The sequence below is a fragment of the Rhodococcus ruber genome, from assembly GCF_016804345.1.
Taxonomy (GTDB): Bacteria; Actinomycetota; Actinomycetes; order Mycobacteriales; family Mycobacteriaceae; genus Rhodococcus; species Rhodococcus ruber.
On the sequence record NZ_CP044211.1, the window covers coordinates 4,092,117 to 4,116,420 of the forward strand.

The window sequence follows — 24,304 nt, forward strand, 5'->3', positions numbered from 1 at the left end:
GGACTAGTCCTTCTTGGCCTCGTCGGCGTCCTTGGCGTCGGCCGCGGTGGCGGTCTCGTCCTCGATCGCGTCGACGACGGCGTCCGCGTTCTCGACCTGCGCGTCGGAGGCGTCGGCCTCGACGGCCTCGACGACGTTCTCCTCGGCCGGGGCCTCGGTGGCCGGCGCGCTCTGCGAGGCGGCGACGCGACGGGCGCGGTCGGCCTCGGAGGTGACGGTCTTCTCCTTGACGAGCTCGATGATCGCCATGGGAGCGTTGTCACCCTTGCGCGGCATCGTCTTGACGATGCGCGTGTAGCCGCCGTTGCGGTCCTCGTAGAACGGGCCGATCTCCGCGAACAGCGTGTGGACGACGTCCTTGTTGCGGATGACCTTCAGCACCTCACGACGGTTGGCCAGCGTGCCGGCCTTCGCGTGCGTGACGAGCTTCTCGGCGTAGGGCCGCAGGGCCTTGGCCTTGGCCTCGGTGGTGGTGATGCGGCCGTGCTCGAAGAGCGCGGTGGCCAGGTTGGCCAGCAGCGCCTTCTGGTGCGAGGCCGACCCGCCGAAGCGGGCACCCTTCTTGGGCTTGGGCATGATGAATCTCCTAGTAACGGACCGTGAGCTGCTACAGCTGCTCGGTCTCGGCGTAGTCCTCGTTCCCCTCGGCGTCGCCGAAGGAACCGGCGTCCGTGTCGCTCCAGGTACCGGTCGCGGCGTCGTAGCCGGCGACGGTGCTCGGGTCGAAGGACGCGGGGCTGTCCTTGAGGGAGAGGCCGAGCGAGTGCAGCTTGACCTTCACCTCGTCGATGGACTTCTGACCGAAGTTGCGGATGTCGAGCAGGTCGGACTCCGTGCGTGCCACGAGCTCACCGACGGTGTGCACACCCTCGCGCTTGAGGCAGTTGTAGGACCGGACCGTGAGGTCGAGATCCTCGATGGGGAGTCCGAAGGAGGCGATGTGGTCGGCCTCGGCGGGCGAGGGACCGATCTCGATGCCTTCTGCTTCGACGTTCAGCTCACGAGCCAGACCGAAGAGCTCCACCAGGGTCTTGCCCGCCGAAGCGAGCGCGTCCCGCGCGGTGATCGAGTTCTTGGTCTCCACGTCGAGAATCAACCGATCGAAGTCGGTGCGCTGCTCGACGCGGGTCGCCTCCACCTTGTAGGTCACCTTGAGCACCGGCGAGTAGATCGAGTCGACCGGAATACGGCCGATCTCGGCGCCGGACGCCTTGTTCTGGACGGCAGGGACGTAGCCGCGGCCGCGCTCGACGACGAGCTCGATCTCCAGCTTGCCCTTGTCGTTCAGGGTGGCGATGTGCAGGTCCGGGTTGTGGACGGTGACACCGGCCGGGGGCACGATGTCGCCCGCGGTCACGGTGCCGGGGCCCTGCTTGCGGACGTACATGGTGACCGGCTCGTCCTCTTCCGAGCTGACCACGAGGCCCTTGAGGTTCAGGATGATGTCGGTGACATCCTCCTTGACCCCGGGAACCGTGGTGAACTCGTGGAGCACGCCGTCGATGCGAATGCTGGTGACGGCCGCGCCCGGAATCGAGGACAGCAGGGTGCGACGAAGCGAGTTGCCGAGGGTGTACCCGAAGCCCGGCTCGAGGGGTTCGATGACGAACTTCGAGCGGTCGTCGGCGATGACCTCTTCGCTGAGGGTGGGTCGCTGCGAGATGAGCATGGAGTGCCTCCTTGTGGGCGTCCGCCATATGACGCCCTGGTCGGGATGTGGTGTCCCCCCGGACCTCGGGAGGACCGGAAGGACACCACGGCGCGAAGCGCCTTACTTCGAGTAGTACTCGACGATCAGCTGTTCCTGCAGCGGGATGTCGATCTGCGCGCGCTCGGGGAGCTGGTGGACCAGCACCCGCAGACGCGGGCCGACGACCTGCAGCCAACCCGGGATCGGACGATCGCCCTGGGTCTCACGGGCCACCTGGAAGGGCAGCGTGCCCAGCGACTTCTCGCGGACGTCGATGATGTCGTACTGCGAGACGCGGTAGCTGGGGATGTCGACCTTCTTGCCGTTCACCAGGAAGTGACCGTGGCTCACCAGCTGGCGGGCCTGACGGCGGGTCCGGGCGAGACCGGCACGGTAGACGACGTTGTCCAGACGCGACTCGAGGATGGTCAGCAGGACCTCGCCGGTCTTGCCGGGCCGGCCGGCGGCCTCCTCGTAGTAGCGACGGAACTGCTTCTCCATCACGCCGTAGGAGAAGCGGGCCTTCTGCTTCTCCTGCAGCTGGAGCAGGTATTCGCTCTCCTTGATCCGCGCGCGGCCGTGCTGGCCGGGCGGGTAGGGGCGACGCTCGAACGCCTGGTCGCCTCCGACGAGGTCGACACGCAGACGACGCGACTTACGGGTAACGGGACCGGTATAGCGAGCCATGATTCAAACCTTCCTTTCCCGTTAGACGCGACGCCGCTTGGGCGGACGGCAGCCGTTGTGCGGCTGGGGGGTGACGTCGGAGATGGTGCCGACCTCGAGGCCCGCGGCCTGGAGGGAACGGATCGCCGTCTCGCGGCCCGAGCCCGGGCCCTTCACGAAGACGTCGACCTTCTTGACACCGTGCTCCTGCGCCTTGCGGGCAGCGTTCTCGGCGGCGAGCTGCGCGGCGAACGGGGTCGACTTGCGCGAACCCTTGAAGCCGACGTGGCCGGAGGACGCCCAGGAGATGACGTTGCCGTTCGGGTCCGTGATGGACACGATCGTGTTGTTGAAGGTGCTCTTGATGTGAGCGGCACCGTGCGGGACGTTCTTCTTGTCCCTGCGGCGCGCCTTCTGGGTCTTCTTGGGACCGGTGCTGCGTGACTTGGGAGGCATTACTTCTTCTTTCCTGCGACGGTGCGCTTCGGACCCTTACGGGTGCGGGCGTTGGTCTTGGTGCGCTGTCCACGCACGGGCAGACCACGACGGTGTCGCAGGCCCTGGTAGCAGCCGATCTCGATCTTGCGACGGATGTCCGCCTGGACCTCGCGGCGGAGGTCACCCTCGACCTTGTAGGTCTCCTCGATGAACTCGCGCAGCTTGGCGAGATCCTCGTCGGAGAGGTCCTTGCTGCGCAGATCCGGGCTCACGCCGGTGGCCTCGAGGATCTCCTTCGAGCGGGTACGGCCGATGCCGTAGATGTAGGTCAGTGCGATCTCCATCCGCTTTTCGCGGGGAAGATCGACACCTGCGAGACGTGCCATGTGGCATTCCTATTCGGTGTGCGGAGGTCTGCTCCCAGCCCGTCCCCTGCGTCGTGAAACTGTGTGGTCCCGCGGCCCGGCCGAAGCCGGAACGCCGGTAGTCCGAAACACAGTGGGGCCCCGGCCTCCGAACCGGGGGTGTATCGCGCGGCTCCCCGACGAATCGGGAATCGTGACCGAACGACTGGTACTGGAAGGTCTTCTCTAGCTTGTTGCCAAGCCGATCCTTCGAAGAGCGGGTGGTCTAGCCCTGGCGCTGCTTGTGGCGCAGGTTCTCGCAGATCACCATGACCCGGCCGTTACGCCGGATCACCTTGCACTTCTCGCAGATCTTCTTGACGCTCGGCTGAACCTTCACGGTGCGTCTGATCTCCTGTGTGTACGCCTGCGGCAGAGCACGAGGCATGCTGCAGACATGGTTCTCCCCGACCGTGCGGCCGGGGAAGCTCTTACTTGTAGCGGTAGACGATGCGCCCACGCGACAGGTCGTAGGGCGAGAGCTCTACGACAACCCGGTCCTCGGGCAGGATGCGAATGTAGTGCTGACGCATCTTGCCGCTGATGTGAGCCAGGACCTTGTGACCGTTCTCGAGCTCAATGCGAAACATCGCATTGGGCAGCGGCTCGATCACGCGACCCTCGACCTCGATGGCTCCGTCTTTCTTGGCCATATCCTCCGCGATCCGTGTTGTTCGGCGTGTGGTTGCATCGGTGTCCGTTACCGTGACGCTCGGCGTGACCGGACTGCGGACACCCGCAGACCGGCGCGCAGGGCGCACCATCGATCTATGTTACGGGAACTTTCCCACCAGGGCCAAATGCCGACATACAGGAGGACAACCGTGCGGGCGTTGGTTCAGCGGGTGACGGGTGCCGCGGTCGCGGTCGACGGCCGCGAGGTCGCCCGGATCTCACCCCCGGTCGGCGGCCACGGGCTGCTCGTGCTCGTCGGGGTGACCCACGACGACGACGCGGCCAAGGCCGCGACGCTGGCCCGGAAGGTGTGGACGATGCGGATCCTCGAGGACGAGAAGTCGGCGTCCGATCTGGCGGCCCCGATCCTCGTGGTCAGCCAGTTCACGCTCATGGCCGACACGCGCAAGAGCCGGCGGCCGTCGTGGTCGGCGGCCGCGCCCCGCGCCGTCGCCGAACCGCTGGTGGACGAGTTCGCGGCGGCTCTGCGGGAGCTGGGCGCCGACGTGCAGACCGGAGTCTTCGGGGAGCACATGGAGGTGAGCCTCGTGAACGACGGTCCGGTCACCCTCCTGGTCGAGGTGTGAACCGGAGTCGGCTGGCCCGGGCGACGATCCCGTTCGGCTCCTCGGGCAGCGAGCGGTGCATTCGCTCGCCGCCACCGCCGCGCTACTCCGGGCGCGGGGTGAGGATGCGCGGGCCGTCCTCGGTCACCGCGACGGTGTGCTCCCAGTGCGCGGCGCGGCTGCCGTCGGTCGTGACGACGGTCCACTTGTCGTCGAGCACCTCGGTCTCGTAGGTGCCGAGCGTCAGCATCGGTTCGATGGCGAGCACCGATCCCACCACGAGGCGGGGGCCCTTCCCGGGCTCGCCCTCGTTCGGCAGGAACGGGTCCATGTGCATTTCGCGGCCGATGGCGTGCCCGCCGTATCCGTCGACGATGCCGTAGTGCCGGCCGTGCACCCGCTCCGCCTCGCGGGTGCCGGTCTCGATGGCGTGCGAGACGTCGGTGAGCCGGTTGTCCGGCAGCATCGCCGCGATGCCCGCCTCCATCGACAGCCGTGTCGCATCGCTGAGATCGACGTCGGCGGCGGCGAGTTCCCCGACGCCGAAGGTCCACGCCGAGTCGCCGTGCCAGCCGTCGAGGATCGCGCCGCAGTCGATCGACACGAGATCGCCCTCGGCGAGGATCTCCGTCGCCGAGGGGATTCCGTGCACCACGCGGTCGTTCACCGACGAGCAGATCGAGCCGGTGAACCCGTGATAGCCCAGGAAGGAGGGGACGGCCCCCGCGTCACGGATGACCGCCTCCGCCACCTGGTCCAGTTCCAGGGTGCTCACGCCCGGCTTCGCCGCCTTGCGCACCGCCACGAGTGCGGCGCCGACGACAGCGCCCGCCGCCGCCATCGCATCCAGTTCACCGGCGGTGCGGAACGGAACCACCTTGCGCTTGCGCCCGAAACCCATTGTCTTGCTCCTGCGTCCTTACTTGCCGAGAGCCGCGAGGGCGCGGGCGTTGATCTCGTCGACCTCGCCGACGGCATCGACCGTGACGAGCACATCGGCGTAGTAGTCGAGCAGCGGCGCCGTCTCCTCGCGGTACACCCGGAGCCGGTTGCGGATGACGTCCTCGGTGTCGTCGGCACGGCCGCGGGCGAGCATCCGCTCGACCACGACGTCCTCGTCGATGTCGAAGGAGAGGACGCCGTCGAGCTTCGTGTCCAGGTCCTTCAGGATGGACTCGAGTTCGCGGGCCTGTTCCACGCTGCGGGGGAAACCGTCGAGCAGGAAGCCGTCGGCGGCGTCGGGCTCGGCGAGACGGGCGCGCACCATGTTGTTGGTGATCTCGGCGGGTACGAGCTCGCCGGCGTCGATGTACTTCTTGGCTTCGACACCGAGCGGGGTGCCCTGCCCGATGTTGGCCCGGAACAGATCCCCGGTGGAGATCGCGGGGACGCCGAGCTTCTCCGACAGGATGGCGGCCTGCGTGCCCTTGCCGGCACCGGGCGGACCGAGGAGTACAAGTCTCACTTGAGGAACCCTTCGTAGTTGCGCTGCATGAGTTGACTTTCGATCTGCTTGACAGTGTCCAGCGCGACACTGACGAGAATGAGCACCGCGGCGCCACCGAAGATGCTGGTGGCGGTCTGGCTGCCGGAGAGGAAGAAGTTGGGCAGCGTCGCGATGAGACCCAGGTACAGCGAACCTGGCACCGTGATGCGGTTGAGGACGTAGCTGAGGTACTCGGCGGTGGGGCGTCCCGGTCGGATACCCGGGATGAAGCCGCCGTACTTCTTCATCTCGTCGGCCCGTTCCTCCGGATTGAAGGTGATGGCGACGTAGAAGAAGACGAAGAAGACGATCAGCCCGAAGTAGATCGCGATGTAGACCGGGTTGTTCGGATTCACCAGGTACTCGTTGATGATCCGCTGCCACCAGCTCGGGTCGGTGGCCGAGGTGGCCCCGGTCAGCTGCGCGATGAGGTTCGGCAGGTACAGCAGCGACGACGCGAAGATCACCGGGATGATGCCGGCCTGGTTCACCTTCAACGGCAGGTACGTCGAGGACCCGCCGTACATGCGCCGGCCCACCATCCGCTTGGCGTACTGCACCGGGATCCGGCGCTGGCCCTGCTCGACGAACACCACGCCGGTGATGACGACCAGCGCGACGACGAGCACGATCGTGAAGACCAGCCCGCCGCGGGACTCGAGAATGGTGCGACCCTCGGACGGCAGCCGCGAGGCGATGCCGGCGAAGATCAGGATCGACATGCCGTTGCCGACGCCGCGCTCGGTGATGAGCTCACCGAACCACATGACGAGGGCCGCGCCGGCCGTCATGACCAGCACGATCACGACCATGCCGAAGATGCTGTCGTCGGCCAGGATCGGTTCGGAACAGCCCTGCAACAGCTGACCGCGGGCCGCGAGGGCGACGATGCCGGTGGACTGCAGCACGGCGAGCGCCACCGCGAGGTACCGCGTGTACTGCGTCATCTTGGCCTGCCCCGACTGGCCTTCCTTGCGCAACTCCTCGAAGCGCGGAATGACCACCGTCAGCAGCTGGACGATGATGCTCGCGGTGATGAACGGCATGATGCCGATCGCGAACACCGACAGCTGCAGCAGGGCGCCACCGGAGAACAGGTTGATCAGCGAGTAGATCCCGGCGGAGTCCCCGCCGCTGAGCTGATCGATGCAGGCACGCACGTTGCCGTAGTCGACGCCCGGAGACGGCAGCGTCGCGCCGAGGCGGTACAGGGCCACCAACCCGAGCGCGACGAGGATCTTCCGCCTCAGGTCCGGGGTCCTGAGGGCCGAGACGAAGGCGGAAAGCAAAGATCCTCCTGGCAGGGCGAAACGGGAGACTGTGGATCGACGCGCGGGGTCCGACGGTCGACAACTCTTGAACTCTAGCAGCGCGCCCGGAACCGGTGCCGTGGCGCCGGGTCGGGGCCGGCCGTCCACGCGGCAGCCGGATGCCACTGCGCGGTGTCCGGCAGGGCGGGAACGCCGAACGGCCGCACTGCAGCACGTGCTGCAGTGCGGCCGTTCGTGTGCTGTGCGTCACGCACGAGCGAACCGGTCAGGCCAGTTCGGTCGCGGTGCCGCCGGCAGCGGTGATCTTCTCCTTGGCGGAGCCGGAGAACTTGTTCGCGGTCACCTGCACGGCCACCGTGAGCTCGCCCTCGCCGAGGACCTTCACGAGCTGGTTCTTGCGAACCGCGCCCTTGGCGACGAGCTCGTCGACGCCGACCTGCCCCCCCTCGGGGAAGAGACGGGCGATGTCGCCGACGTTGACGACCTGGTACTCGGTGCGGAAGGCGTTCTTGAAGCCCTTGAGCTTCGGCAGCCGCATGTGCAGCGGCATCTGGCCACCCTCGAAGGCCGCCGAGACGTTCTTGCGCGCCTTGGTGCCCTTCGTACCGCGACCGGCGGTCTTGCCCTTCGAACCCTCACCGCGACCGACGCGGGTCTTGTCCGTCTTCGCGCCCGGAGCCGGGCGGAGGTGATGCAGCTTGATTGTCACTTGGAGGCCTCCTCAGCAGTGACTTCCTCGACAACGACGAGGTGACGCACCACGTTGATCAAGCCGCGGTTCTGCGCGTTGTCCTCGCGGACCACGGACTGGCGGATCTTCCGCAGACCGAGGGTGCGCAGGCTGTCGCGCTGGTTCGACTTGGCGCCGATGGTGCTCTTGACCTGAGTGATCTTCAGCTCTGCCATTACTTCACGCTCCCAGCGGCCTGTGCCCGGGCGCGCAGCATGCCCGCAGGTGCGACGTCCTCGAGGGCCAGACCGCGGCGAGCCGCGACTTCCTCGGGGCGCTGCAGCTGCTTGAGGGCGGCCACGGTGGCGTGCACGACGTTGATGGCGTTGTCGCTGCCGAGCGACTTCGACAGGATGTCGTGGATGCCCGCGCATTCGAGCACGGCACGCACCGCACCACCGGCGATCACACCGGTACCCGGCGAGGCGGGGCGCAGCATGACGACGCCGGCCGCGGCCTCACCCTGCACCGGGTGCGTGATCGTGGAGCCGATGAGCGGGACGCGGAAGAAGCCCTTGCGAGCCTCCTCGACACCCTTCTGGATGGCCGCGGGAACTTCCTTGGCCTTGCCGTAGCCGACGCCGACCAGGCCGTTGCCGTCGCCCACGATCACCAGTGCGGTGAAGCTGAAGCGACGGCCGCCCTTGACGACCTTCGACACACGGTTGATCGAGACGACACGCTCGATGTAGTTCGACTTCTCGGCGGCACCGCCGCCGCGCGAGTCGCGATCGCGGCGGTCGCGACCACCACGCTGGTCCCCGGTGTTGGGGCCATTCTGTCCGGCGGGGCCGTTGCCGCCGTCACGCCGCTGACGTCCCGGCATCAGGCGTTCCTTCCGTTCGAAGAGATGGTCATCAGAACTTCAACCCGCTTTCGCGAGCCGCGTCTGCGAGGGCCGCGATCCGGCCGCTGTAGGTGTGGCCGCCACGGTCGAAGACCACAGCCTCCACGCCGGCGGCCTTGGCGCGCTCGGCGAGCAGCTGGCCGACCTTGGCGCCGCGCGCCTTCTTGTCGCCCTCGAGCGCACGCACGTCCGGCTCGACGGTCGAGGCCGCCGCCAGCGTGGTGCCCGTCAGGTCGTCGACCAGCTGGGCGTGAATGTGGCGCGAGGACCGGTTCACGACGAGACGGGGACGCTCGGCGGTGCCGGCGACCTTCTTGCGCAGACGGAAGTGCCGACGCTGCTTCGACAGCCGACGCCGGGTGGACGCGTCCTTGCCGAGCGGAATCCGCTTGGCCTTCTGGTTCTCGGTCTGGCTCATGATCACTTACCCGTCTTTCCGACCTTGCGGCGCACCTGCTCGCCCTCGTAGCGGATGCCCTTGCCCTTGTACGGGTCGGACTTGCGCAGCCGGCGAATGTTGGCCGCGATCTGGCCGACCTTCTGCTTGTCGATGCCCGAGATCGAGAACTTCGTCGGCGACTCGACCGCGAACGTGATGCCCTCGGGGGCCTCGATCGGGACCGGGTGGCTGTAGCCGAGCGAGAACTCGAGGTCCTTGCCCTTGAGCGCGACGCGGTAGCCGACGCCGTGGATCTCCATCTTCGTGGTGTACCCCTCGGTGACACCCACGATGAGGTTCTGCACGAGGGTGCGCGACAGACCGTGCAGCGCGCGGCTGCGGCGCTCGTCGTTCGGACGGCTCACGTTGAGCGCGCCGTCCTCACCCTTGGCGATGGTGATCGGCTCGGCGATGGTCAGCGAGAGGTTGCCCTTGGGGCCCTTCACTGCGACGTCCTGGCCGTCGATGGTCACCTCGACGCCCGAGGGGACGGTGACCGGAAGCTTTCCAATACGCGACATTGTGGTGGCCTCCCTTACCAGACGTAGGCGAGGACTTCCCCGCCCACTCCCTGCTTGGCCGCCTGGCGATCGGTGAGCAGGCCGGAGGACGTGGAGATGATCGCCACGCCGAGGCCGCCCAGGACCTTGGGCAGGTTGGTGGATTTCGCGTACACGCGCAGGCCGGGCTTCGACACGCGGCGCACACCGGCGAGGCTGCGCTCACGGGACGGGCCGTACTTGAGGTTGACGACGAGGGTCTTGCCCACCTCGGCATCCTCGGTGCGGAAGTCGGCGATGTAGCCCTCACGCTTGAGGATCTCGGCGATGTTCGCCTTGATCTTCGAGTGGGGAAGCTTCACCTCGTCGTGGTACGCCGTGTTGGCGTTACGCAGACGCGTCAAGAAGTCTGCGATGGGGTCGGTCATGGTCATGGCTGACCTGTTCACCTTTCTCGTTGCGGTTCCCATGCAACACCGGCAGCGGCGACGAACGTGTCGCCGGCGCGGACCGGCCGTGGGCCTACGACGAACTTGGTTTCATGCGGACCGGACGCGGTTGCGACCGGCCCCTGACAGGAGTGACGGTGGACGACCGTGGGTCGCCCACCGTTCACGTCACCAGGAGCTCTTGTGAACTCCCGGAAGCTGACCGCGGTGTGCCATGTCACGCAGGCAGATGCGGCAGAGTCCGAACTTGCGGAAGACCGAGTGGGGGCGCCCGCAGCGCTGGCAGCGGGTGTAGGCGCGCACCGCGAACTTCGGCTTCTTGTTGGCCTTGTTGACCAGTGCCTTCTTAGCCATGGGCTCAGTTCTCCTTGAACGGGAAGCCGAGGTGCTTGAGCAGGGCACGGCCTTCTTCGTTGTTGGTGGCGGTCGTGACGACGGTGATGTCCATGCCGCGCGGACGGTCGATCTTGTCCACGTCGATCTCGTGGAACATCGACTGCTCGTTCAGGCCGAACGTGTAGTTGCCGTTGCCGTCGAACTGGTTGCCGTTGAGGCCGCGGAAGTCCCGGATACGGGGCAGCGCGATGGAGACCAGGCGGTCCAGGAACTCCCACATGCGGTCGCCGCGCAGCGTGACGCGCGCGCCGATCGGCATGCCCTCACGCAGCTTGAACTGGGCGATCGACTTGCGGGCCTTGCGGATCTCCGGCTTCTGACCGGTGATCAGAGCGAGGTCGGCGACGGCGCCGTTGATCAGCTTCGCGTCGCGGGCGGCGTCACCGACACCCATGTTGACGACGACCTTCACGACGCCGGGGATCTGCATGACGTTCGCGTAGTCGAACTCCGCGTTCAGCGCGTCGCGGATCTCCTCGCGGTACCGGGTCTTCAGACGCGGTGTGGTCTTGTTCTCGGTGGTGGTCATGTCAGATGTCCTTCCCGTTCTTCCGGGAAATCCGAACGCGCTTGCCGGTTTCCTCGTCGGACCGGTAGCCCACGCGGGTGGGGTTGCCGTCCGAGTCGATGACAGCGACGTTGGAAACGTGGATCGGGGCCTCCTGCGTCACGATGCCCCCGGAGGAGGCGCCGCGCTCGTTGGCCGAGACCGCCGTGTGCTTCTTGATCCGGTTCACGCCCTCGACGAGGACCCGGTTCTCCTTCGGGTAGGCCGCGATGACCTTGCCCTTGGCACCCTTGTCCTTGCCCGAGATGACGAGCACGGTGTCGCCCTTGTGCACCTTCATCACAGCACCTCCGGAGCGAGCGAGACGATCTTCATGAACCGCTTGTCGCGCAGCTCGCGGCCGACGGGGCCGAAGATGCGGGTGCCGCGCGGGTCGTTGTCACCCTTGATGATGACGGCGGCGTTCTCGTCGAACTTGATGTACGAGCCGTCCGGCCGGCGGCGCTCCTTGGCGGTGCGCACGATCACGGCCTTGACGACGTCACCGCGCTTGACGTTGCCACCGGGGATCGCGTCCTTCACGGTGGCGACGATGATGTCACCGATACCGGCGTAGCGACGGGACGAGCCACCGAGAACGCGGATGCAGAGGATCTCCTTGGCACCCGTGTTGTCGGCGACGCGCAGTCGCGACTCCTGCTGGATCACTTACTTCTCCTTGACCTGGATTGGTGTGTGCGTCAGATTTCCGACCTGGACGCACGCGGTCGTCGGTCGCCCACGGCGCACGCGCGCAAGACACACGGGTCCCGTGAGGCAACCCGTCCAGGGTAGGCGATATACCTCATGCAGGGCAAATCCGCGAACCGTGAGGTCGCTCCCTACCCCGGACCCGGGCGTGTCGTTCCCGGGATCGTCCCGGAACGACCGACGGCACCCGCACCGGCGCACGAGGCGAACGGTGTGGGTGCCGTACTCGATCGTCGTCGACGATGCGAGGAGGACCTACTTGGCCTTCTCGAGCACCTCGACCAGACGCCACCGCTTGGTCGCGGACAGCGGACGGGTCTCCATCAGCTGCACGCGGTCGCCGATGCCGGCCACGCCGTTCTCGTCGTGCGCCTTCACCTTGGTGGTACGGCGGATGATCTTGCCGTACAGCGGGTGCTTCACCCGGTCCTCGAGCTCGACCACGATCGTCTTCTCCATCTTGTCGGAGACGACGTAGCCGATGCGGACCTTGCGGCTGGCGCGCTCTTCCTTCTGGGTCACTGCCTTTTCCTCACTCATGCCGCGTCACCCGCATCCGGGCCGGAGGCCAGGCCGAGCTCGCGCTCACGCAGCACCGTGTAGATGCGGGCGATCTCGTTGCGCACGACGCGCAGCCGGCGGTTGTTGTCCAGCTGGCCGGTGGCCATCTGGAAACGAAGGTTGAACAGCTCTTCCTTCGCCTCGCGGAGCTTGGTGACCAGCTCTTCCTCGGTCAGCTCGCGGAGCTCTGTGGCGGGGGTTCCGGTAGCCATCAGAACTGCTCCTCCCTCGTCACGATCCTGCACTTGCACGGGAGCTTGTGCATCGCGCGCCGGAGGGCTTCGCGGGCAATCTCCTCGTTCGGGTAGCTCATCTCGAACATCACCCGTCCGGGCTTGACGTTCGCGACCCACCACTCGGGCGAACCCTTACCGGAACCCATGCGGGTCTCGGCGGGCTTCTTGGTGAGGGGGCGATCCGGGAAGATGTTGATCCAGATCTTGCCGCCACGCTTGATGTGCCGGGTCATGGCGATACGAGCGGACTCGATCTGCCGGTTGGTGATGTAGGCCGGCTCGAGAGCCTGGATGCCGTAGTCACCGAAGGTCACCTGGGTCCCACCCTTGGCGGCACCCGAGCGGCTCGGGTGGTGCTGCTTGCGGTGCTTGACCCGCCGTGGGATCAACATGCGTCAGCCCTCCTGATTCTCGGTCGGAGCGGGTGCATCGGCGGAGGCGGCGCGGCCGGCGTCGGTGCTCGTCGCGGTGGTGCCCGAGGCACCGGAACGACGGGGACGGCTCGGACGCTCGCGACGGGGGCGGTCGGCCGGGGCGGCGGCGGCAGCGGCCAGCTCACGACGGCCACCGACGATGTCGCCCTTGTAGATCCAGACCTTCACGCCGATGCGGCCGAAGGTGGTCTTCGCCTCGTACAGGCCGTAGTCGATGTCCGCACGCAGCGTGTGCAGCGGGACGCGGCCTTCGCGGTAGAACTCCGAGCGGGACATCTCGGCGCCGCCGAGGCGGCCCGAGCACTGCACCCGGATGCCCTTGACGTTGGGCTGACGCATGGCCGACTGGATGGCCTTGCGCATCGCGCGACGGAACGCGACACGGTTCGAGAGCTGCTCGGCGACGCCCTGCGCCACCAGCTGGGCCTCGGACTCGGCGTTCTTGACCTCGAGGATGTTCAGCTGAACCTGCTTGCCGGTCAGCTTCTCGAGCTCGGCGCGGATGCGATCGGCCTCGGCGCCGCGGCGGCCGATGACGATGCCCGGACGCGCGGTGTGGATGTCCACACGCACACGGTCACGGGTGCGCTCGATCTCGACCTTGGCGATGCCGGCGCGTTCGAGGCCGGTGGCCAGGAACTTGCGGATCGCGACGTCTTCCTTCACGTACTCCGCGTACTGCTTGTCGGCGTACCAGCGCGACTTCCAGTCGGTGGTGATGCCCAGACGGAAGCCGTGCGGGTTGATCTTCTGGCCCACTACTGAGCTCCCTTCCGGCGGTTACGGTTTCCAGCAGACGCAGGCGCCTTGCTCTCGACGATCACGGTGATGTGGCTCGTCCGCTTGCGGATGCGGAATGCACGGCCCTGGGCACGCGGCTGGAACCGCTTGAGGGTCGCGCCCTCGTCGACGTACGCCGTGGCGACGACGAGCGTGCTCGGGTCGAGGTCCAGGTTGTTCTGCGCGTTCGCGGCGGCGCTCGCGATCACCTTGGCGACCGGCTCGGCCGCGGACTGCGGCGCGAACTTCAGGATCGACAGAGCCTCGTCCACGGTCTTGCCCCGGACGATGTCGACGACGCGACGCGCCTTCATCGGGGTCACACGCACGTGGCGCGCAACAGCCCGAGCGCTCTTGTTTGTGGTTTCAGTGCTCATCGACGCTTGCTCTTCCGGTCGTCCTTGATGTGGCCCTTGAACGTACGGGTCGGCGCGAACTCGCCGAGCTTGTGGCCGACCATCGACTCCGAGACGAACACCGGCACGTGCTTGCGACCGTCGTGGACGGCGAATGTGTGACCGATGAAGTCGGGCAGAATGGTGGAACGGCGCGACCAGGTCTTGATGACCTGCTTGGTGCCCTTTTCGTTCTGCGTATCGACCTTCGCCAGGAGGTGGTCGTCGACGAACGGGCCCTTCTTGAGGCTGCGTGGCATTCTCTAACTCCCTCCTTGACTAGCGCTTCTTGCCGGTACGGCGACGACGGACGATGAGCTTGTCGGACGCCTTGTTCTTGCGGGTGCGGCCCTCGGGCTTGCCCCACGGGCTGACCGGGTGGCGACCACCGGAGGTCTTGCCCTCACCACCGCCGTGCGGGTGGTCGACCGGGTTCATGACCACACCACGGACGGTCGGGCGCTTGCCCTTCCAGCGCATGCGGCCGGCCTTGCCCCAGTTGATGTTCGACTGCTCGGCGTTGCCGACCTCGCCGACGGTGGCGCGGCAGCGCACGTCGACGCGACGGATCTCGCCGGAGGGCATACGCAGGGTGGCGTAGGTGCCTTCCTTACCGAGCAGCTGGATGCTGGCGCCGGCGGAGCGGGCCATCTTGGCGCCGCCGCCCGGACGCAGTTCCACCGCGTGGATGGTGGTACCGGTCGGGATGTTGCGCAGCGGCAGGTTGTTGCCGGGCTTGATGTCGGCCTGCGGGCCGGACTCGACCGGAGCACCCTGCACCAGGCCCTTGGGGGCGATGATGTAGCGCTTCTCGCCGTCCACGTAGTGCAGCAGGGCGATGCGGGCGGTGCGGTTGGGGTCGTACTCGATGTGAGCGACCTTGGCCGGGATGCCGTCCTTGTCGTTGCGGCGGAAGTCGATCAGGCGGTAGGCACGCTTGTGTCCGCCACCCTTGTGCCGGGTGGTGATGCGGCCGTGCGCGTTGCGGCCACCGCGGCCGTGCAGCGGGCGAACCAGCGACTTCTCGGGCGTCGAGCGGGTGATCTCGGCGAAGTCCGAGACACTCGCGCCGCGCCGACCCGGGGTTGTCGGCTTGTACTTACGAATTGCCATGAGTCTTCTCGTCCTCTATCTCTCGAGTCCCGGCCGCCTAGGCGACCGGCCCTCCGAAGATCTCGATGGGCTTGCTGTCGGCCGACAGGGTCACGAGCGCGCGCTTGGTGTCCTTGCGCTTGCCGTAACCGAACCGGGTCCGCTTGCGCTTGCCCTGACGGTTGGCGGTGTTGACGCTGGTCACCTTGACGCCGAAGACCTTCTCGACGGCAATCTTGATCTGCGTCTTGTTCGAGTCCGGGTGCACCAGGAAGGTGTAGGTGCCCTCCTCCATCAGCCCGTAGGACTTCTCGGAGATGACCGGAGCCAGCAGGATGTCGCGCGGATCCGCGATCGTGCTCACTTGCTCTCCTCCTTCTCTGCCTGGGCGGACTCGGCCGGCCCGTGGATGAACGCGTTGAGCGCCTCGACGCTGAACACGACGTCGTCGCTGTAGAGCACGTCGTAGGTGTTCAGCTGGTCCGGAGCGATCGCGTGCACGTTCTGCAGGTTCTGCACGCTCTTCCACGCCGCGAGATCCTCACGGCCGACGACGAGGAGCAGGTTCTTGCGATCGGTCAGCTCCGCGAGGAAGGTACGCGCGCCCTTGGTGGACGGCGCCTGCCCGGCGACGAGCTCGGTGATCACGTGGATGCGCTCGTTGCGAGCCCGGTCGGAGAGGGCGCCGCGGAGGGCGGCAGCCTTCATCTTCTTGGGCGTGCGCTGGCTGTAGTCGCGCGGCTGCGGGCCGTGGACGGTGCCACCGCCGGCGAACTGCGGCGCGCGGGTCGAGCCCTGGCGGGCGCGGCCGGTGCCCTTCTGGCGGTACGGCTTCCTGCCACCGCCGCGGACCTCGCCGCGGGTCTTGGTGGCGTGCGTGCCCTGGCGAGCCGCGGCGAGCTGCGCGACGACCACCTGGTGGAGCAGCGCGATGTTCGCGGGGGCGTCGAAGATCTCGGCGGGGAGATCGACGGTGCCGTTGGTCTGGCCGCCGGGGGCCTTGACGTCGAGCGTCAGCTTGGTTGCGGTCTCGGTGCTGGTCATGCCCGTGCACCACCCTTCACTGCGGTCTTGACGATCACGACGCCGCCCTTGCGGCCCGGGATCGCACCCTTGATCAGCAGCAGGCCGTTCTCGGCGTCCACCTTGTGGACCGAGAGGTTCTGCGTCGTGACGCGGTCGCTACCCATACGCCCGGACATGCGGGTTCCCTTGAACACGCGGCCCGGCGTGGCGCAGCCACCGATGGAGCCCGGACGACGGTGCACAGCCTGCGCACCGTGCGAGGCGCCCTGACCGGCGAAGCCGTGACGCTTCATGGTGCCGGCGAAGCCCTTGCCCTTGGAGGTGCCGGTGACGTCGACGAATGCGCCGTCCTCGAAGACCTCGGCGGTGAGCTCCTGGCCGATCTCGATGCCGTCGGTGTCGTCGACACGCAGCTCGACGATGTGGCGCCGAGGAGTGACGCCCGCCTTCGCGAACTGGCCGGCGACCGGCTTGGTGACCTTGCGCGGGTCGATCGCACCGTAGGCGAGCTGCACGGCGCTGTAGCCGTCGCGCTCCTCGGTACGGATCTGGGTGACCACGTTCGGTCCGGCCTTGACGACGGTGACCGGAACGACCCGGTTGTTCTCGTCGAAGACCTGGGTCATGCCGAGCTTGGTGCCCAGGATTCCCTTGATCTGGTTAGTCATGTGTTGTCTCCGCTGCGTCTTCTACAAGCTCGCTGGTCTCGAAAGTCACTGAATGTTGACGTCGACGCTCGCCGGGAGGTCGATGCGCATGAGCGCGTCGACGGTCTTGGGCGTCGGGTCGAGGATGTCGATCAGCCGCTTGTGAGTCCGCATCTCGAAGTGCTCGCGCGAGTCCTTGTACTTGTGCGGCGAGCGGATGACGCAGTACACGTTCTTTTCGGTGGGCAACGGCACCGGGCCGACCACGCGAGCGCCCGTACGGGTCACCGTCTCGACGATCTTGCGCGCAGATGCGTCGATCGCCTCATGGTCATAGGCCTTGAGCCTGATGCGGATCTTTTGTCCCGCCACGCTTATGTGTCCTTTTCTTGCCGCGTTTCGTAGCACCCGAGCGAATCGGGAACCACCTCGTCTGCACAGTTCCGCCCGAACGGCGACGGCGAACAGCACTCTCCACACCTCGTGACCGGGCGCACCCGATCCGCATGCCGCTGTTCATCTGTCATTGTTCTCCGGCACACGCGGTCGGGCGTGTCGCCCTACTGCTCGCTCCGCAGCGTCGAACCGATGCTCGACACCACGGACCGACCTGCCGGATGTACCCGTACGGGTACAGGGAGGTACTGCTTCCGTCTTGCATGTGGCCGCGACCAGGCCGTCAGGCTCGATCCGCGACTGTCACTCGATCTCGTTCCGAGCCGCGGAAAACCGTGACCCGGTCAAGGCAACCCGACCAGTATGCAGGACCGCCCCGGCATTCTCAACTTCGCGTCGGCAGGACGGCCGTCACAATCCTCCGGTCGACAGGGTCGCCGGCGTCCGCACCGGCGCCGCCGCCCCGAGCGTATTGGTCGGATCGGGACCCGGGCCCGGAACCGTCGGCGTGACCACCGGCAGTTCCCGCGCCGCCGGCGCGACCGTCGGCACCTCGCGCCACACCGGCAGCGCCTCCTGCAGGGCTAGCCCCACCGAGATCAACCCGGATTCCTGCCACGGCAGCGCACCCAGCTGGACGCCGAACGGCAGCCCGGTCACCGCCGAGCGGCCGACGGGGAACGAAACAGCCGGGGCGCCGGTGTAATTGGCCCACTGGACGTCGCCGGCCACCCCGGACAGCACGCTCAGACCCGCGAACGCATCGCGGGGACAGCCGTCGTCGAGCGCGCCCGGCAGGGCGATCACGTCGAGCTCGTGGTCGCGGAACATGGCGTTGTACTGGTGCTGATAACGCAGCCGGTCCTGCTCCAGCGAGAAGTAGTCGGCGACGGGCAGCGCCAGAGAGGCCACTGCGGCACTGACGAGCGGCGCGAGGTCGATGCGGTACTCGCCGATCCGGTCGGCGAACTGCCGGTGGTAGGCGCCCATCTCCGCGGTGTCACCGGCCAGGAGCGACTCCGGCGGGTGGGGCATCGACACCGGAACGAGCTCGGCACCCAGTGCGCGCGCCGTCGCGAGGAACTCGTCGAACAGCCGCCGCAGCTCCGGTGCCAACCGGTCGGTCGCGCCGTGCGGGAGGCCGATACGGACGCCCGCGAGCGGGGTCGCCCCGGCGGGCGGTGTCAGCGGGTAGCCCCCCTCGGGCACGCCGGGGCCGCCGGCCGTCACCGGGTCGTCCGTCTCCTCGCCCGCGAGGACACCGAGCAGCAGCGAGGCGTCCGCGAGGCTGTGCCCGATGGGGCCGGGATGGTCCCTGGTCCAGGTGAGCGGGATCATCCCGTGCGAGGTGACCCGCCCGTACGTCGGCTTGATCGTCGAGACGCCGCACGCGCTCGCCGGCAGCCGCAGCGAACCGCCGGTGTCGCTCCCGACGGACAAGGGGGCGAAGCGGGCCGCCACCGCGGCCGCGCTGCCGCCCGACGAGCCGCCCGGGGAGTACCGCGGGTTCCACGGGTTCGCCACCTGTGGGGTCACGACACCGATCGCGAACTCGTCGGTGTGCACGTGACCGAGCAGGACCGCCCCGGCGTCCCGCAGCCGGCGCCACACGCCGGAATCCCCGGCGGCGACGTTGTCCCGGAGCACGTTGCTCGACGCCGTGAGCGGAAGCCCGCCCACCGCGAACAGATCCTTGAGCGCGATCGGCAGCCCGCACACCGGCGAGACGGGCTCGCCCGTCGTCCGGGCGGCGGTGAGCCGGGTGGCCGCCGCGTCGGCGGCGGCATAGGCGAGGTCCGGATAGAGGTGGATCCACGCGCCGACGCCGCCGTCGTGGTCCCGGGTACGGCGCAGGTACGCATCGAGGAGTTCGCGCGGATGCAGCTGTCCGGACTGCAGCAGACTGGCCGCCTCGACCGCGCTCAACATGGCCGGATCGGTGGCCGGGACGGTCGCCGGGTCGGGAAGACGAGACACCGGCCGGGCCTCGGCACGTACGCCGGGGAGCAATCCGAGTCCGACGACGCCGCCGGCAGCGGTGCCGAGGAATCGGCGCCGAGACGTTCGGTGACTCACCGGCTCGACGTTAGTGCCGGCTTCGCATACCCGCAGGGCGAGCACACCGAGCCACCCTCCCCCACGGCGGGTGACCGGTGCGCGATAATCCGTCGGACGGAACCGACCGGTATACCGGAACGCAGGACTGTAGGGAGTGCCGATGACGTCTTCTGCCCAGTCCCGGGCGTCCGGGGGCCGGCCGCTGCGCCGCAGGCCACAGCTGTCGGACGACGTGGCGGTGCACGTCCGCAACCTCATCATGTCCGGCGGGGTCCGGCCCGGTGACTTCATCCGGCTGGACGAGACCGCCGCCGAACTCGGCGTGAGCGTCACCCCCGTGCGTGAGGCATTGCTCACACTGCGCGGCGAGGGACTCGTGGAGCTCGTTCCACACCGCGGTTACGTCGTCGCGCCGTTGAGCCGGGGCGACATCGACGACCTGTTCTGGCTGCAGGGACAGATCGCGGAGGAGCTCGCGCGCCGGGCGGCGGCGGCGATCACCCCGGAGACCGTCGCGGAACTCTCCGACCTCAACGAACGTCTCGCCGAGGCGGTGCGCGGCGGTGACGGGGCGCGGATCGAGGACCTCGAATTCGCGTTCCACCGCACCCTCAACCGCGTGACCGGCGCGCGGAAACTGTCGTGGTTCCTACTCAACGCCACCCGCTACACCCCGGTGCACTTCTATTCGTCCGACCCCGCCTGGGGCGCCGCCGCCGTCGCGTCGCACCGCCGCCTGATCGACGCGCTCGGCCGCGCGGACACCGATTCCGCAGGTGAGGAGACCCGCCGGCACTTCACCGACGGGGCCCGGCGCCTGGTCCGGCACCTCGACGAGATCGGCGTCTGGAGCTGACGCGGCCGCCGCGCGGCACTCGCAGGCCACCCGGACCGCACGGGGCGGCCGGTAACATCGCGGCGTGACGGCGGGATCTACTCGTCGACGGGTCCGCGAGCGGCCGACCGAGAGTTCCACGGCGGAGAGTGATGCTGAGATACCACGACGAAGCGGTCCTCGTCGACGACCTGCACAAGTCGTTCGGCGACGTCCATGCCCTCAAGGGCATCACGTTCTCCGCCCCGCGCGGCTCGGTCCTCGGCATTCTCGGTCCCAACGGCGCCGGCAAGACCACGACGGTGAAGATCCTGTCCACACTGCTGCGCCCGACGAGCGGGCGCGCGGTGATCGCGGGACACGACGTGGTCGCCGACCCGGCCGCCGTGCGCCGCTCGATCATGATGACCGGGCAGTACGCCGCCCTCGACGAGACGCTGTCGGGCCGGGAGAATCTGATCCTCTTCGGCCGTCTGATGGGTCTCGACCGCGCGGCCGCCCGCCAGCGCGCCGACGATCTGCTCCGCGAATTCGACCTGGTCGACGCCGGCAAACGGGCGGTGCGGCACTACTCCGGCGGCATGCGCCGCCGCGTCGACATCGCGTGCGGTCTCGTCGTGCGCCCCGAGGTGGTCTTCCTCGACGAGCCGACCACCGGTCTCGATCCCCGCAGCCGGCAGGGCGTCTGGTCCCTGGTCGGCGCGCTCAAGAAGCAGGGCATCACGGTGCTGCTGACGACGCAGTACCTCGAAGAGGCCGACCTGCTCAGCGACAACATCATCGTCATCGACCGGGGCACCGTCGTCGCCGAGGGCACGGCCAACCAGCTCAAGGCCTCGACCGGAGGCAGCTACTGCGAGATCGTCCCGGCCGATCCGAAGGCCCTGCCGTGGGTGGTGCACGCACTCGGCAACCTCGTCCCGGGCGACGTCCGGGCGGAACTGGCCGCGTCCGACTCCAACGACCGGGTCTCCATCCCGGCGCCGCACGGTCCGGCGACCCTCGCCGAGGCCCTGCGCCGGCTGGCACCCACCCGGATCGAGCTGGCCGACATCGGTCTGCGCCGGCCGTCGCTCGACGACGTGTTCCTCAGCCTCACCGGCCACACGGCCGGCGCCGATGCCCAGGAACCGACGACGGGAGAGCCGGCGTGACCGTGCACACCAAGAGCATCAGCGCCCAGCGGGTGCGGCACGACGCGAAGATCACCCTCCCGGAGAAGCGGGTCGGTTCGCACCGGCGGGCCGACCCGACGGTGCTCAACCAGTGGAGTGCGCTCACGATGCGCACCGTTCGCACCATGGCGCGGTACGGCGAGCTCGTCGTCGCCGCGATCACCCCGGTCGTCTTCGGCCTCGGTTTCTACCTGCCGCTGAAGTTCGTCATGTCGCTGCAGGGCATCGACTACGCGCAGTACCTGATGCCGATCATCGTCCTGCAGGCGATGGCGTTCACCGCCATCTCGGCGGCGCAGCTGTCCTCGGGCGAGGCGATGACGGGCCTGACGAGCCGGTTGCAGACCATGCCCGTGTTCAGCGCGGTCCCGCTGCTCTCCCGGATGTCGAGCGCGATGTTGCGGTCCGTCGTGTCCCTGGCGGGGGCGCTGCTGTTCGGGTACGCGATCGGGTTCCGGTTCTCGGCGGGATTCGCCCAGGCGATGCTGTTCTGTGCCACCGCCCTGGCGATCAGTCTCGTCCTGGCGCTGGGCGCCGACGCGATCGGCACGCTGTCGAAGAGTCCCGAGGCCACCGCGCAGGCCCTGACGCTGCCGCAGCTGATCCTCGGCATGCTCTCGTGCGGCTTCGTCCCGGAGGAGGGCTTCCCCGAGTGGATCCGGCCGTTCGTCCGCAACCAGCCCATCTCGCAGTTCTCGTTCGCCATGCAGGACATGGCGGAGGGCGGCGTCACCTGGCAGGTCCTCTTCCCCACCGTGGCCTGGTGCACGGGTCTCGCGCTCGTGTTCGCGCCGCTCGCCGTGTGGGCCAGCACGAGGCGGGGGTGATCCGCAGATGACCGGAACGCCCGACGCCCGGCCCGTCGACGCCGACGGCGCCGCATTCGCCTTCCTGGACCCCACGCGCGCCCACCCGGAGCGATCGTCGGCGGCGCTGTGGGAGCACAGCCGAATCCAGTGCGGGCGCCTGCTGCTGCGCTGGGCGCGCGATCCCGCGACGATGATCCAGGCTCTGCTCTACCCCGCGCTGACCCTGCTGATGTTCCGGGTCGTGCTCGGCAACACCGTGACCGCCGCGACCGGTCAGCCCGCGATCTACGGCACGGTCCCGATGATCATCCTCGTCGGTGCCATGTTCGGCTCGGTGGTCAGCGCCGTGGGTCTGCGTACGGAGCGGCAGACGGGACTGCTCGGCCGCTTCTACACCCTGCCGATCCACCGGGCGGCCGGGCTGTTGGGCCGGATGTTCGCCGAGGCGGTCCGGGTGCTGGCCACCACCATCGTCATCCTGGCGGCCGGGGTGGCTCTGGGGTTCCGGTTCACGCAGGGATACCTCGCCGTGCTCGGGATTCTGGTGATCCCGATCCTCTTCGGGATCGGGTTCGCCCTCATGGTCACCGTCCTCGCCACCATGTCGAGCAAGCTGCCTCTCGTGGAACTGGTGTCGATCGGGTGCACCCTGCTGATGTTCTTCAACTCCGGGTTCGTCCCGGTGATGGCCTACCCGAGGTGGCTGCAACCGATCGTGGAGAACCAGCCGATGTCGTGTGCGATCGACGCGATGAAGGCGCTGGCGATGGGCGGTCCGCTCGCCGAACCGCTCGTCAAGACACTGCTGTGGTTCTTCCTCGCCGTCGCCTTGTTCACGGTGCCGGCCATCCGGGGCTATCGGCGCGCGGCCGAGGAGGGCTGATCGCGGCGACCCCGAGCGGCCACCCCCGGCTGTTATCCTGTCCGCCGACCGCGGCCGCACAACGGCTGCAGCAAGCAGCCGAGGCACTGTCACCCAGTGCGGCCCACGGAGGAATGCCGATGAAGTATGCCCGCCGGATCACCGTCGCCGTGATGGCGGCCGCCCTGGCCGCCGCCGGGCCGGCACTGCCCACGGCTGCCGCGGAGCCCACGACTGCCGCGGAGCCCACGTCCTTGCCGGCGCTGCTCGACTCGATGGGGCCGAGTCCCGCCGGAGCGAACGACCTCGACTGTGTGCCCTCCCCCGAGCATCCCCGGCCGGTTGTTCTCGTCCACGGGACGAGGATGGACATGACCGGCACGTGGGCCGTTGCAGCCCCGCAGCTCGCCGATCTCGGCTACTGCGTCTACGCCCTGAACTACGGCGGCATCCGCTCGCTGGTCGACCCGGAGCTGATGGTCTGGGGGGTCGGGAGCATCGAGGACTCCGCGAAGCAGGTCGGCGAGTTCGTCGATGCGGTGCTCACTCACACCGGAGCGGACCAGGTCGACCTCGTGGGGCACTCGCAGGGTGGACCGGTCTCCCGCCAGTACCTGCGGTTCGAGGGTGGCGCGGACCCGGTGGACCCGGACCGCAACAAGGTCGACAAACTGGTGATGCTCGGCGCCACCAACCACGGAACCACGTTCAATGGCATGCAGCAGCTGTACTCCCTGTTCGCCCGTCTCGGGCTGGGGAACGAGGAATGGGCCACCGAACGCCTCGCGCAGATGGTCTTCGGTATCGCGGGACGTCAGCAGCTGATCGGATCGCGCGTGTTGGCCCGGCTCAACTCCGGGGCCGAGACCTTGCCGGGAATCGAGTACACCTCGATCGCCACCCGTCAGGACACGGTCGCCACGCCACCGGAGAATGCCTTCCTGCAGCCCAGCGAGAACAGCGTGGTGCACAACGTGTGGCTCGAGGACGCGTGTCCGACCAGCCCGGCCGATCACCTCGCCCTGCTCGAACTGCCCGAGTCGCTGCACCTGGTGAAGTCGGCTCTCGATCCGCAGTACGCCGAGACCGTGCCGGCCCCGTGCACGGCGCCTCCCACCGGCTAGACACTCGACAGTCGCGGCACGCGAACGGCCCCTCCCGCCGGGAGGGGCCGTTCGCGTGT

General features: G+C 68.1%; 38 protein-coding genes. 6 read left to right on the forward strand and 32 right to left on the reverse strand.

The features are described from left to right. Positions 1–3: 3 nt before the first annotated feature. The 7 genes from rplQ to infA all read right to left on the reverse strand — a co-directional run bounded on the left by rplQ (position 4) and on the right by infA (position 3,851). Positions 4–576, reverse strand: coding sequence for a 50S ribosomal protein L17 (rplQ, locus tag F1734_RS18955; protein ID WP_003938063.1), 573 nt, complete (start codon positions 574–576; stop codon positions 4–6). Between the two features lie 31 nt (positions 577–607). Then, positions 608–1,669, reverse strand: coding sequence for a DNA-directed RNA polymerase subunit alpha (locus tag F1734_RS18960; RefSeq protein ID WP_006947180.1), 1,062 nt, complete (start codon positions 1,667–1,669; stop codon positions 608–610). Between the two features lie 102 nt (positions 1,670–1,771). After that, positions 1,772–2,377: a 30S ribosomal protein S4 gene (gene rpsD / locus F1734_RS18965; RefSeq protein ID WP_003938065.1), complete on the reverse strand. Its 606-nt coding sequence runs from the start codon at positions 2,375–2,377 to the stop codon at positions 1,772–1,774. A 21-nt stretch (positions 2,378–2,398) separates the two neighbouring features. Continuing rightward, a complete protein-coding gene (rpsK, locus tag F1734_RS18970) occupies positions 2,399–2,812 on the reverse strand; it encodes a 30S ribosomal protein S11 (RefSeq protein WP_003938066.1) in 414 nt (137 codons plus the stop codon). Then, the gene (gene rpsM / locus F1734_RS18975; RefSeq protein ID WP_003938067.1) at positions 2,812–3,180 is read right to left on the reverse strand and encodes a 30S ribosomal protein S13; all 369 of its coding nucleotides are present in this window, start codon (positions 3,178–3,180) and stop codon (positions 2,812–2,814) included. The genes rpsK and rpsM overlap by 1 nt, the downstream gene beginning before the upstream one ends. A 244-nt stretch (positions 3,181–3,424) precedes the next feature. Continuing rightward, the gene (gene rpmJ / locus F1734_RS18980) at positions 3,425–3,538 is read right to left on the reverse strand and encodes a 50S ribosomal protein L36 (RefSeq protein ID WP_003938068.1); all 114 of its coding nucleotides are present in this window, start codon (positions 3,536–3,538) and stop codon (positions 3,425–3,427) included. Positions 3,539–3,629: 91 nt separating this feature from the next. Beyond that, positions 3,630–3,851 (reverse strand): translation initiation factor IF-1, encoded by a 222-nt coding sequence (gene infA, locus F1734_RS18985; protein WP_003886926.1) that lies wholly within the window; start codon positions 3,849–3,851, stop codon positions 3,630–3,632. 171 nt (positions 3,852–4,022) lie between these two features. Between infA and dtd the strand changes: the two genes are divergently transcribed. Next, the gene (dtd, locus tag F1734_RS18990; RefSeq protein ID WP_010595596.1) at positions 4,023–4,460 is read left to right on the forward strand and encodes a D-aminoacyl-tRNA deacylase; all 438 of its coding nucleotides are present in this window, start codon (positions 4,023–4,025) and stop codon (positions 4,458–4,460) included. An 82-nt stretch (positions 4,461–4,542) separates the two neighbouring features. Here dtd and map read toward each other — a convergent pair whose 3' ends face one another. From map to F1734_RS19115, 25 genes are all read right to left on the reverse strand, one after another. Then, positions 4,543–5,340, reverse strand: a complete 798-nt coding sequence (gene map / locus F1734_RS18995; RefSeq protein WP_010595597.1) for a type I methionyl aminopeptidase — start codon at positions 5,338–5,340, stop codon at positions 4,543–4,545. An 18-nt stretch (positions 5,341–5,358) separates the two neighbouring features. Next, a complete protein-coding gene (locus tag F1734_RS19000; protein WP_010595598.1) occupies positions 5,359–5,904 on the reverse strand; it encodes an adenylate kinase in 546 nt (181 codons plus the stop codon). Next, positions 5,901–7,214 carry a preprotein translocase subunit SecY gene (secY, locus tag F1734_RS19005; RefSeq protein ID WP_010595599.1) on the reverse strand — a complete coding sequence of 438 codons (1,314 nt, stop codon included), beginning with the start codon at positions 7,212–7,214 and terminating at the stop codon, positions 5,901–5,903. Before secY ends, F1734_RS19000 begins: the two co-directional genes overlap by 4 nt. A 247-nt stretch (positions 7,215–7,461) precedes the next feature. Continuing rightward, positions 7,462–7,905 carry a 50S ribosomal protein L15 gene (rplO, locus tag F1734_RS19010; protein ID WP_003938073.1) on the reverse strand — a complete coding sequence of 148 codons (444 nt, stop codon included), beginning with the start codon at positions 7,903–7,905 and terminating at the stop codon, positions 7,462–7,464. Continuing rightward, positions 7,902–8,102 (reverse strand): 50S ribosomal protein L30, encoded by a 201-nt coding sequence (gene rpmD / locus F1734_RS19015; RefSeq protein ID WP_006947165.1) that lies wholly within the window; start codon positions 8,100–8,102, stop codon positions 7,902–7,904. The genes rplO and rpmD overlap by 4 nt, the downstream gene beginning before the upstream one ends. Continuing rightward, the gene (rpsE, locus tag F1734_RS19020) at positions 8,102–8,752 is read right to left on the reverse strand and encodes a 30S ribosomal protein S5 (protein ID WP_003938075.1); all 651 of its coding nucleotides are present in this window, start codon (positions 8,750–8,752) and stop codon (positions 8,102–8,104) included. The genes rpmD and rpsE overlap by 1 nt, the downstream gene beginning before the upstream one ends. 31 nt (positions 8,753–8,783) lie before the next feature. After that, the gene (rplR, locus tag F1734_RS19025) at positions 8,784–9,191 is read right to left on the reverse strand and encodes a 50S ribosomal protein L18 (RefSeq protein WP_010595600.1); all 408 of its coding nucleotides are present in this window, start codon (positions 9,189–9,191) and stop codon (positions 8,784–8,786) included. A 2-nt stretch (positions 9,192–9,193) separates the two neighbouring features. Beyond that, positions 9,194–9,733: a 50S ribosomal protein L6 gene (rplF, locus tag F1734_RS19030; protein ID WP_010595601.1), complete on the reverse strand. Its 540-nt coding sequence runs from the start codon at positions 9,731–9,733 to the stop codon at positions 9,194–9,196. 14 nt (positions 9,734–9,747) lie between these two features. Continuing rightward, the gene (gene rpsH / locus F1734_RS19035) at positions 9,748–10,146 is read right to left on the reverse strand and encodes a 30S ribosomal protein S8 (protein WP_003938078.1); all 399 of its coding nucleotides are present in this window, start codon (positions 10,144–10,146) and stop codon (positions 9,748–9,750) included. A gap of 183 nt (positions 10,147–10,329) precedes the next feature. Further along, positions 10,330–10,515, reverse strand: a complete 186-nt coding sequence (locus tag F1734_RS19040) for a type Z 30S ribosomal protein S14 (protein ID WP_003938079.1) — start codon at positions 10,513–10,515, stop codon at positions 10,330–10,332. A 4-nt stretch (positions 10,516–10,519) separates the two neighbouring features. Next, complete coding sequence (gene rplE / locus F1734_RS19045) at positions 10,520–11,086, reverse strand: 50S ribosomal protein L5 (RefSeq protein ID WP_003938080.1); 567 nt, start codon at positions 11,084–11,086, stop codon at positions 10,520–10,522. Between the two features lies 1 nt (position 11,087). Further along, positions 11,088–11,405: a 50S ribosomal protein L24 gene (rplX, locus tag F1734_RS19050; protein ID WP_010595602.1), complete on the reverse strand. Its 318-nt coding sequence runs from the start codon at positions 11,403–11,405 to the stop codon at positions 11,088–11,090. Further along, complete coding sequence (gene rplN / locus F1734_RS19055) at positions 11,405–11,773, reverse strand: 50S ribosomal protein L14 (protein WP_003938082.1); 369 nt, start codon at positions 11,771–11,773, stop codon at positions 11,405–11,407. Before rplN ends, rplX begins: the two co-directional genes overlap by 1 nt. A 297-nt stretch (positions 11,774–12,070) precedes the next feature. After that, the gene (rpsQ, locus tag F1734_RS19060; RefSeq protein ID WP_026137932.1) at positions 12,071–12,355 is read right to left on the reverse strand and encodes a 30S ribosomal protein S17; all 285 of its coding nucleotides are present in this window, start codon (positions 12,353–12,355) and stop codon (positions 12,071–12,073) included. Further along, the gene (gene rpmC, locus F1734_RS19065; RefSeq protein WP_003938084.1) at positions 12,352–12,588 is read right to left on the reverse strand and encodes a 50S ribosomal protein L29; all 237 of its coding nucleotides are present in this window, start codon (positions 12,586–12,588) and stop codon (positions 12,352–12,354) included. Before rpmC ends, rpsQ begins: the two co-directional genes overlap by 4 nt. Next, on the reverse strand, positions 12,588–13,004 hold the full coding sequence (gene rplP, locus F1734_RS19070; RefSeq protein WP_006947154.1) for a 50S ribosomal protein L16: 417 nt from the start codon (positions 13,002–13,004) through the stop codon (positions 12,588–12,590). The genes rpmC and rplP overlap by 1 nt, the downstream gene beginning before the upstream one ends. 3 nt (positions 13,005–13,007) lie before the next feature. After that, on the reverse strand, positions 13,008–13,805 hold the full coding sequence (gene rpsC / locus F1734_RS19075) for a 30S ribosomal protein S3 (RefSeq protein ID WP_003938086.1): 798 nt from the start codon (positions 13,803–13,805) through the stop codon (positions 13,008–13,010). Next, the gene (gene rplV / locus F1734_RS19080) at positions 13,805–14,203 is read right to left on the reverse strand and encodes a 50S ribosomal protein L22 (protein WP_026137933.1); all 399 of its coding nucleotides are present in this window, start codon (positions 14,201–14,203) and stop codon (positions 13,805–13,807) included. The genes rpsC and rplV overlap by 1 nt, the downstream gene beginning before the upstream one ends. Next, a complete protein-coding gene (gene rpsS, locus F1734_RS19085) occupies positions 14,200–14,481 on the reverse strand; it encodes a 30S ribosomal protein S19 (RefSeq protein WP_003938088.1) in 282 nt (93 codons plus the stop codon). Before rpsS ends, rplV begins: the two co-directional genes overlap by 4 nt. 19 nt (positions 14,482–14,500) lie before the next feature. Continuing rightward, positions 14,501–15,334, reverse strand: coding sequence for a 50S ribosomal protein L2 (rplB, locus tag F1734_RS19090; RefSeq protein ID WP_003938089.1), 834 nt, complete (start codon positions 15,332–15,334; stop codon positions 14,501–14,503). 37 nt (positions 15,335–15,371) lie between these two features. Beyond that, the gene (gene rplW, locus F1734_RS19095; RefSeq protein ID WP_003938090.1) at positions 15,372–15,677 is read right to left on the reverse strand and encodes a 50S ribosomal protein L23; all 306 of its coding nucleotides are present in this window, start codon (positions 15,675–15,677) and stop codon (positions 15,372–15,374) included. Further along, a complete protein-coding gene (gene rplD, locus F1734_RS19100; protein ID WP_003938091.1) occupies positions 15,674–16,357 on the reverse strand; it encodes a 50S ribosomal protein L4 in 684 nt (227 codons plus the stop codon). Before rplD ends, rplW begins: the two co-directional genes overlap by 4 nt. Beyond that, the gene (gene rplC / locus F1734_RS19105; RefSeq protein WP_003938092.1) at positions 16,354–17,007 is read right to left on the reverse strand and encodes a 50S ribosomal protein L3; all 654 of its coding nucleotides are present in this window, start codon (positions 17,005–17,007) and stop codon (positions 16,354–16,356) included. The genes rplD and rplC overlap by 4 nt, the downstream gene beginning before the upstream one ends. 45 nt (positions 17,008–17,052) lie before the next feature. Next, positions 17,053–17,358, reverse strand: a complete 306-nt coding sequence (gene rpsJ / locus F1734_RS19110; protein ID WP_003938093.1) for a 30S ribosomal protein S10 — start codon at positions 17,356–17,358, stop codon at positions 17,053–17,055. A gap of 435 nt (positions 17,359–17,793) precedes the next feature. Next, positions 17,794–19,458 carry an amidase gene (locus F1734_RS19115; RefSeq protein ID WP_040272334.1) on the reverse strand — a complete coding sequence of 555 codons (1,665 nt, stop codon included), beginning with the start codon at positions 19,456–19,458 and terminating at the stop codon, positions 17,794–17,796. A 142-nt stretch (positions 19,459–19,600) separates the two neighbouring features. On the opposite strand from F1734_RS19115, the gene F1734_RS19120 reads away from it, so the two are divergent. The 5 genes from F1734_RS19120 (at position 19,601) to F1734_RS19140 (ending at position 24,245) form a co-directional block, all read left to right on the forward strand. Beyond that, positions 19,601–20,296 (forward strand): GntR family transcriptional regulator, encoded by a 696-nt coding sequence (locus tag F1734_RS19120; protein WP_026137935.1) that lies wholly within the window; start codon positions 19,601–19,603, stop codon positions 20,294–20,296. 131 nt (positions 20,297–20,427) lie between these two features. After that, positions 20,428–21,429 (forward strand): daunorubicin resistance protein DrrA family ABC transporter ATP-binding protein, encoded by a 1,002-nt coding sequence (locus F1734_RS19125; protein ID WP_010595606.1) that lies wholly within the window; start codon positions 20,428–20,430, stop codon positions 21,427–21,429. Next, positions 21,426–22,277 carry an ABC transporter permease gene (locus tag F1734_RS19130; RefSeq protein ID WP_017681444.1) on the forward strand — a complete coding sequence of 284 codons (852 nt, stop codon included), beginning with the start codon at positions 21,426–21,428 and terminating at the stop codon, positions 22,275–22,277. The genes F1734_RS19125 and F1734_RS19130 overlap by 4 nt, the downstream gene beginning before the upstream one ends. 7 nt (positions 22,278–22,284) lie before the next feature. Next, entirely contained in the window at positions 22,285–23,142 is an 858-nt protein-coding gene (locus F1734_RS19135) for an ABC transporter permease (protein ID WP_017681445.1), read from the forward strand. Between the two features lie 119 nt (positions 23,143–23,261). Continuing rightward, positions 23,262–24,245, forward strand: a complete 984-nt coding sequence (locus F1734_RS19140) for a lipase family alpha/beta hydrolase (RefSeq protein WP_017681446.1) — start codon at positions 23,262–23,264, stop codon at positions 24,243–24,245. Positions 24,246–24,304: the final 59 nt, after the last annotated feature.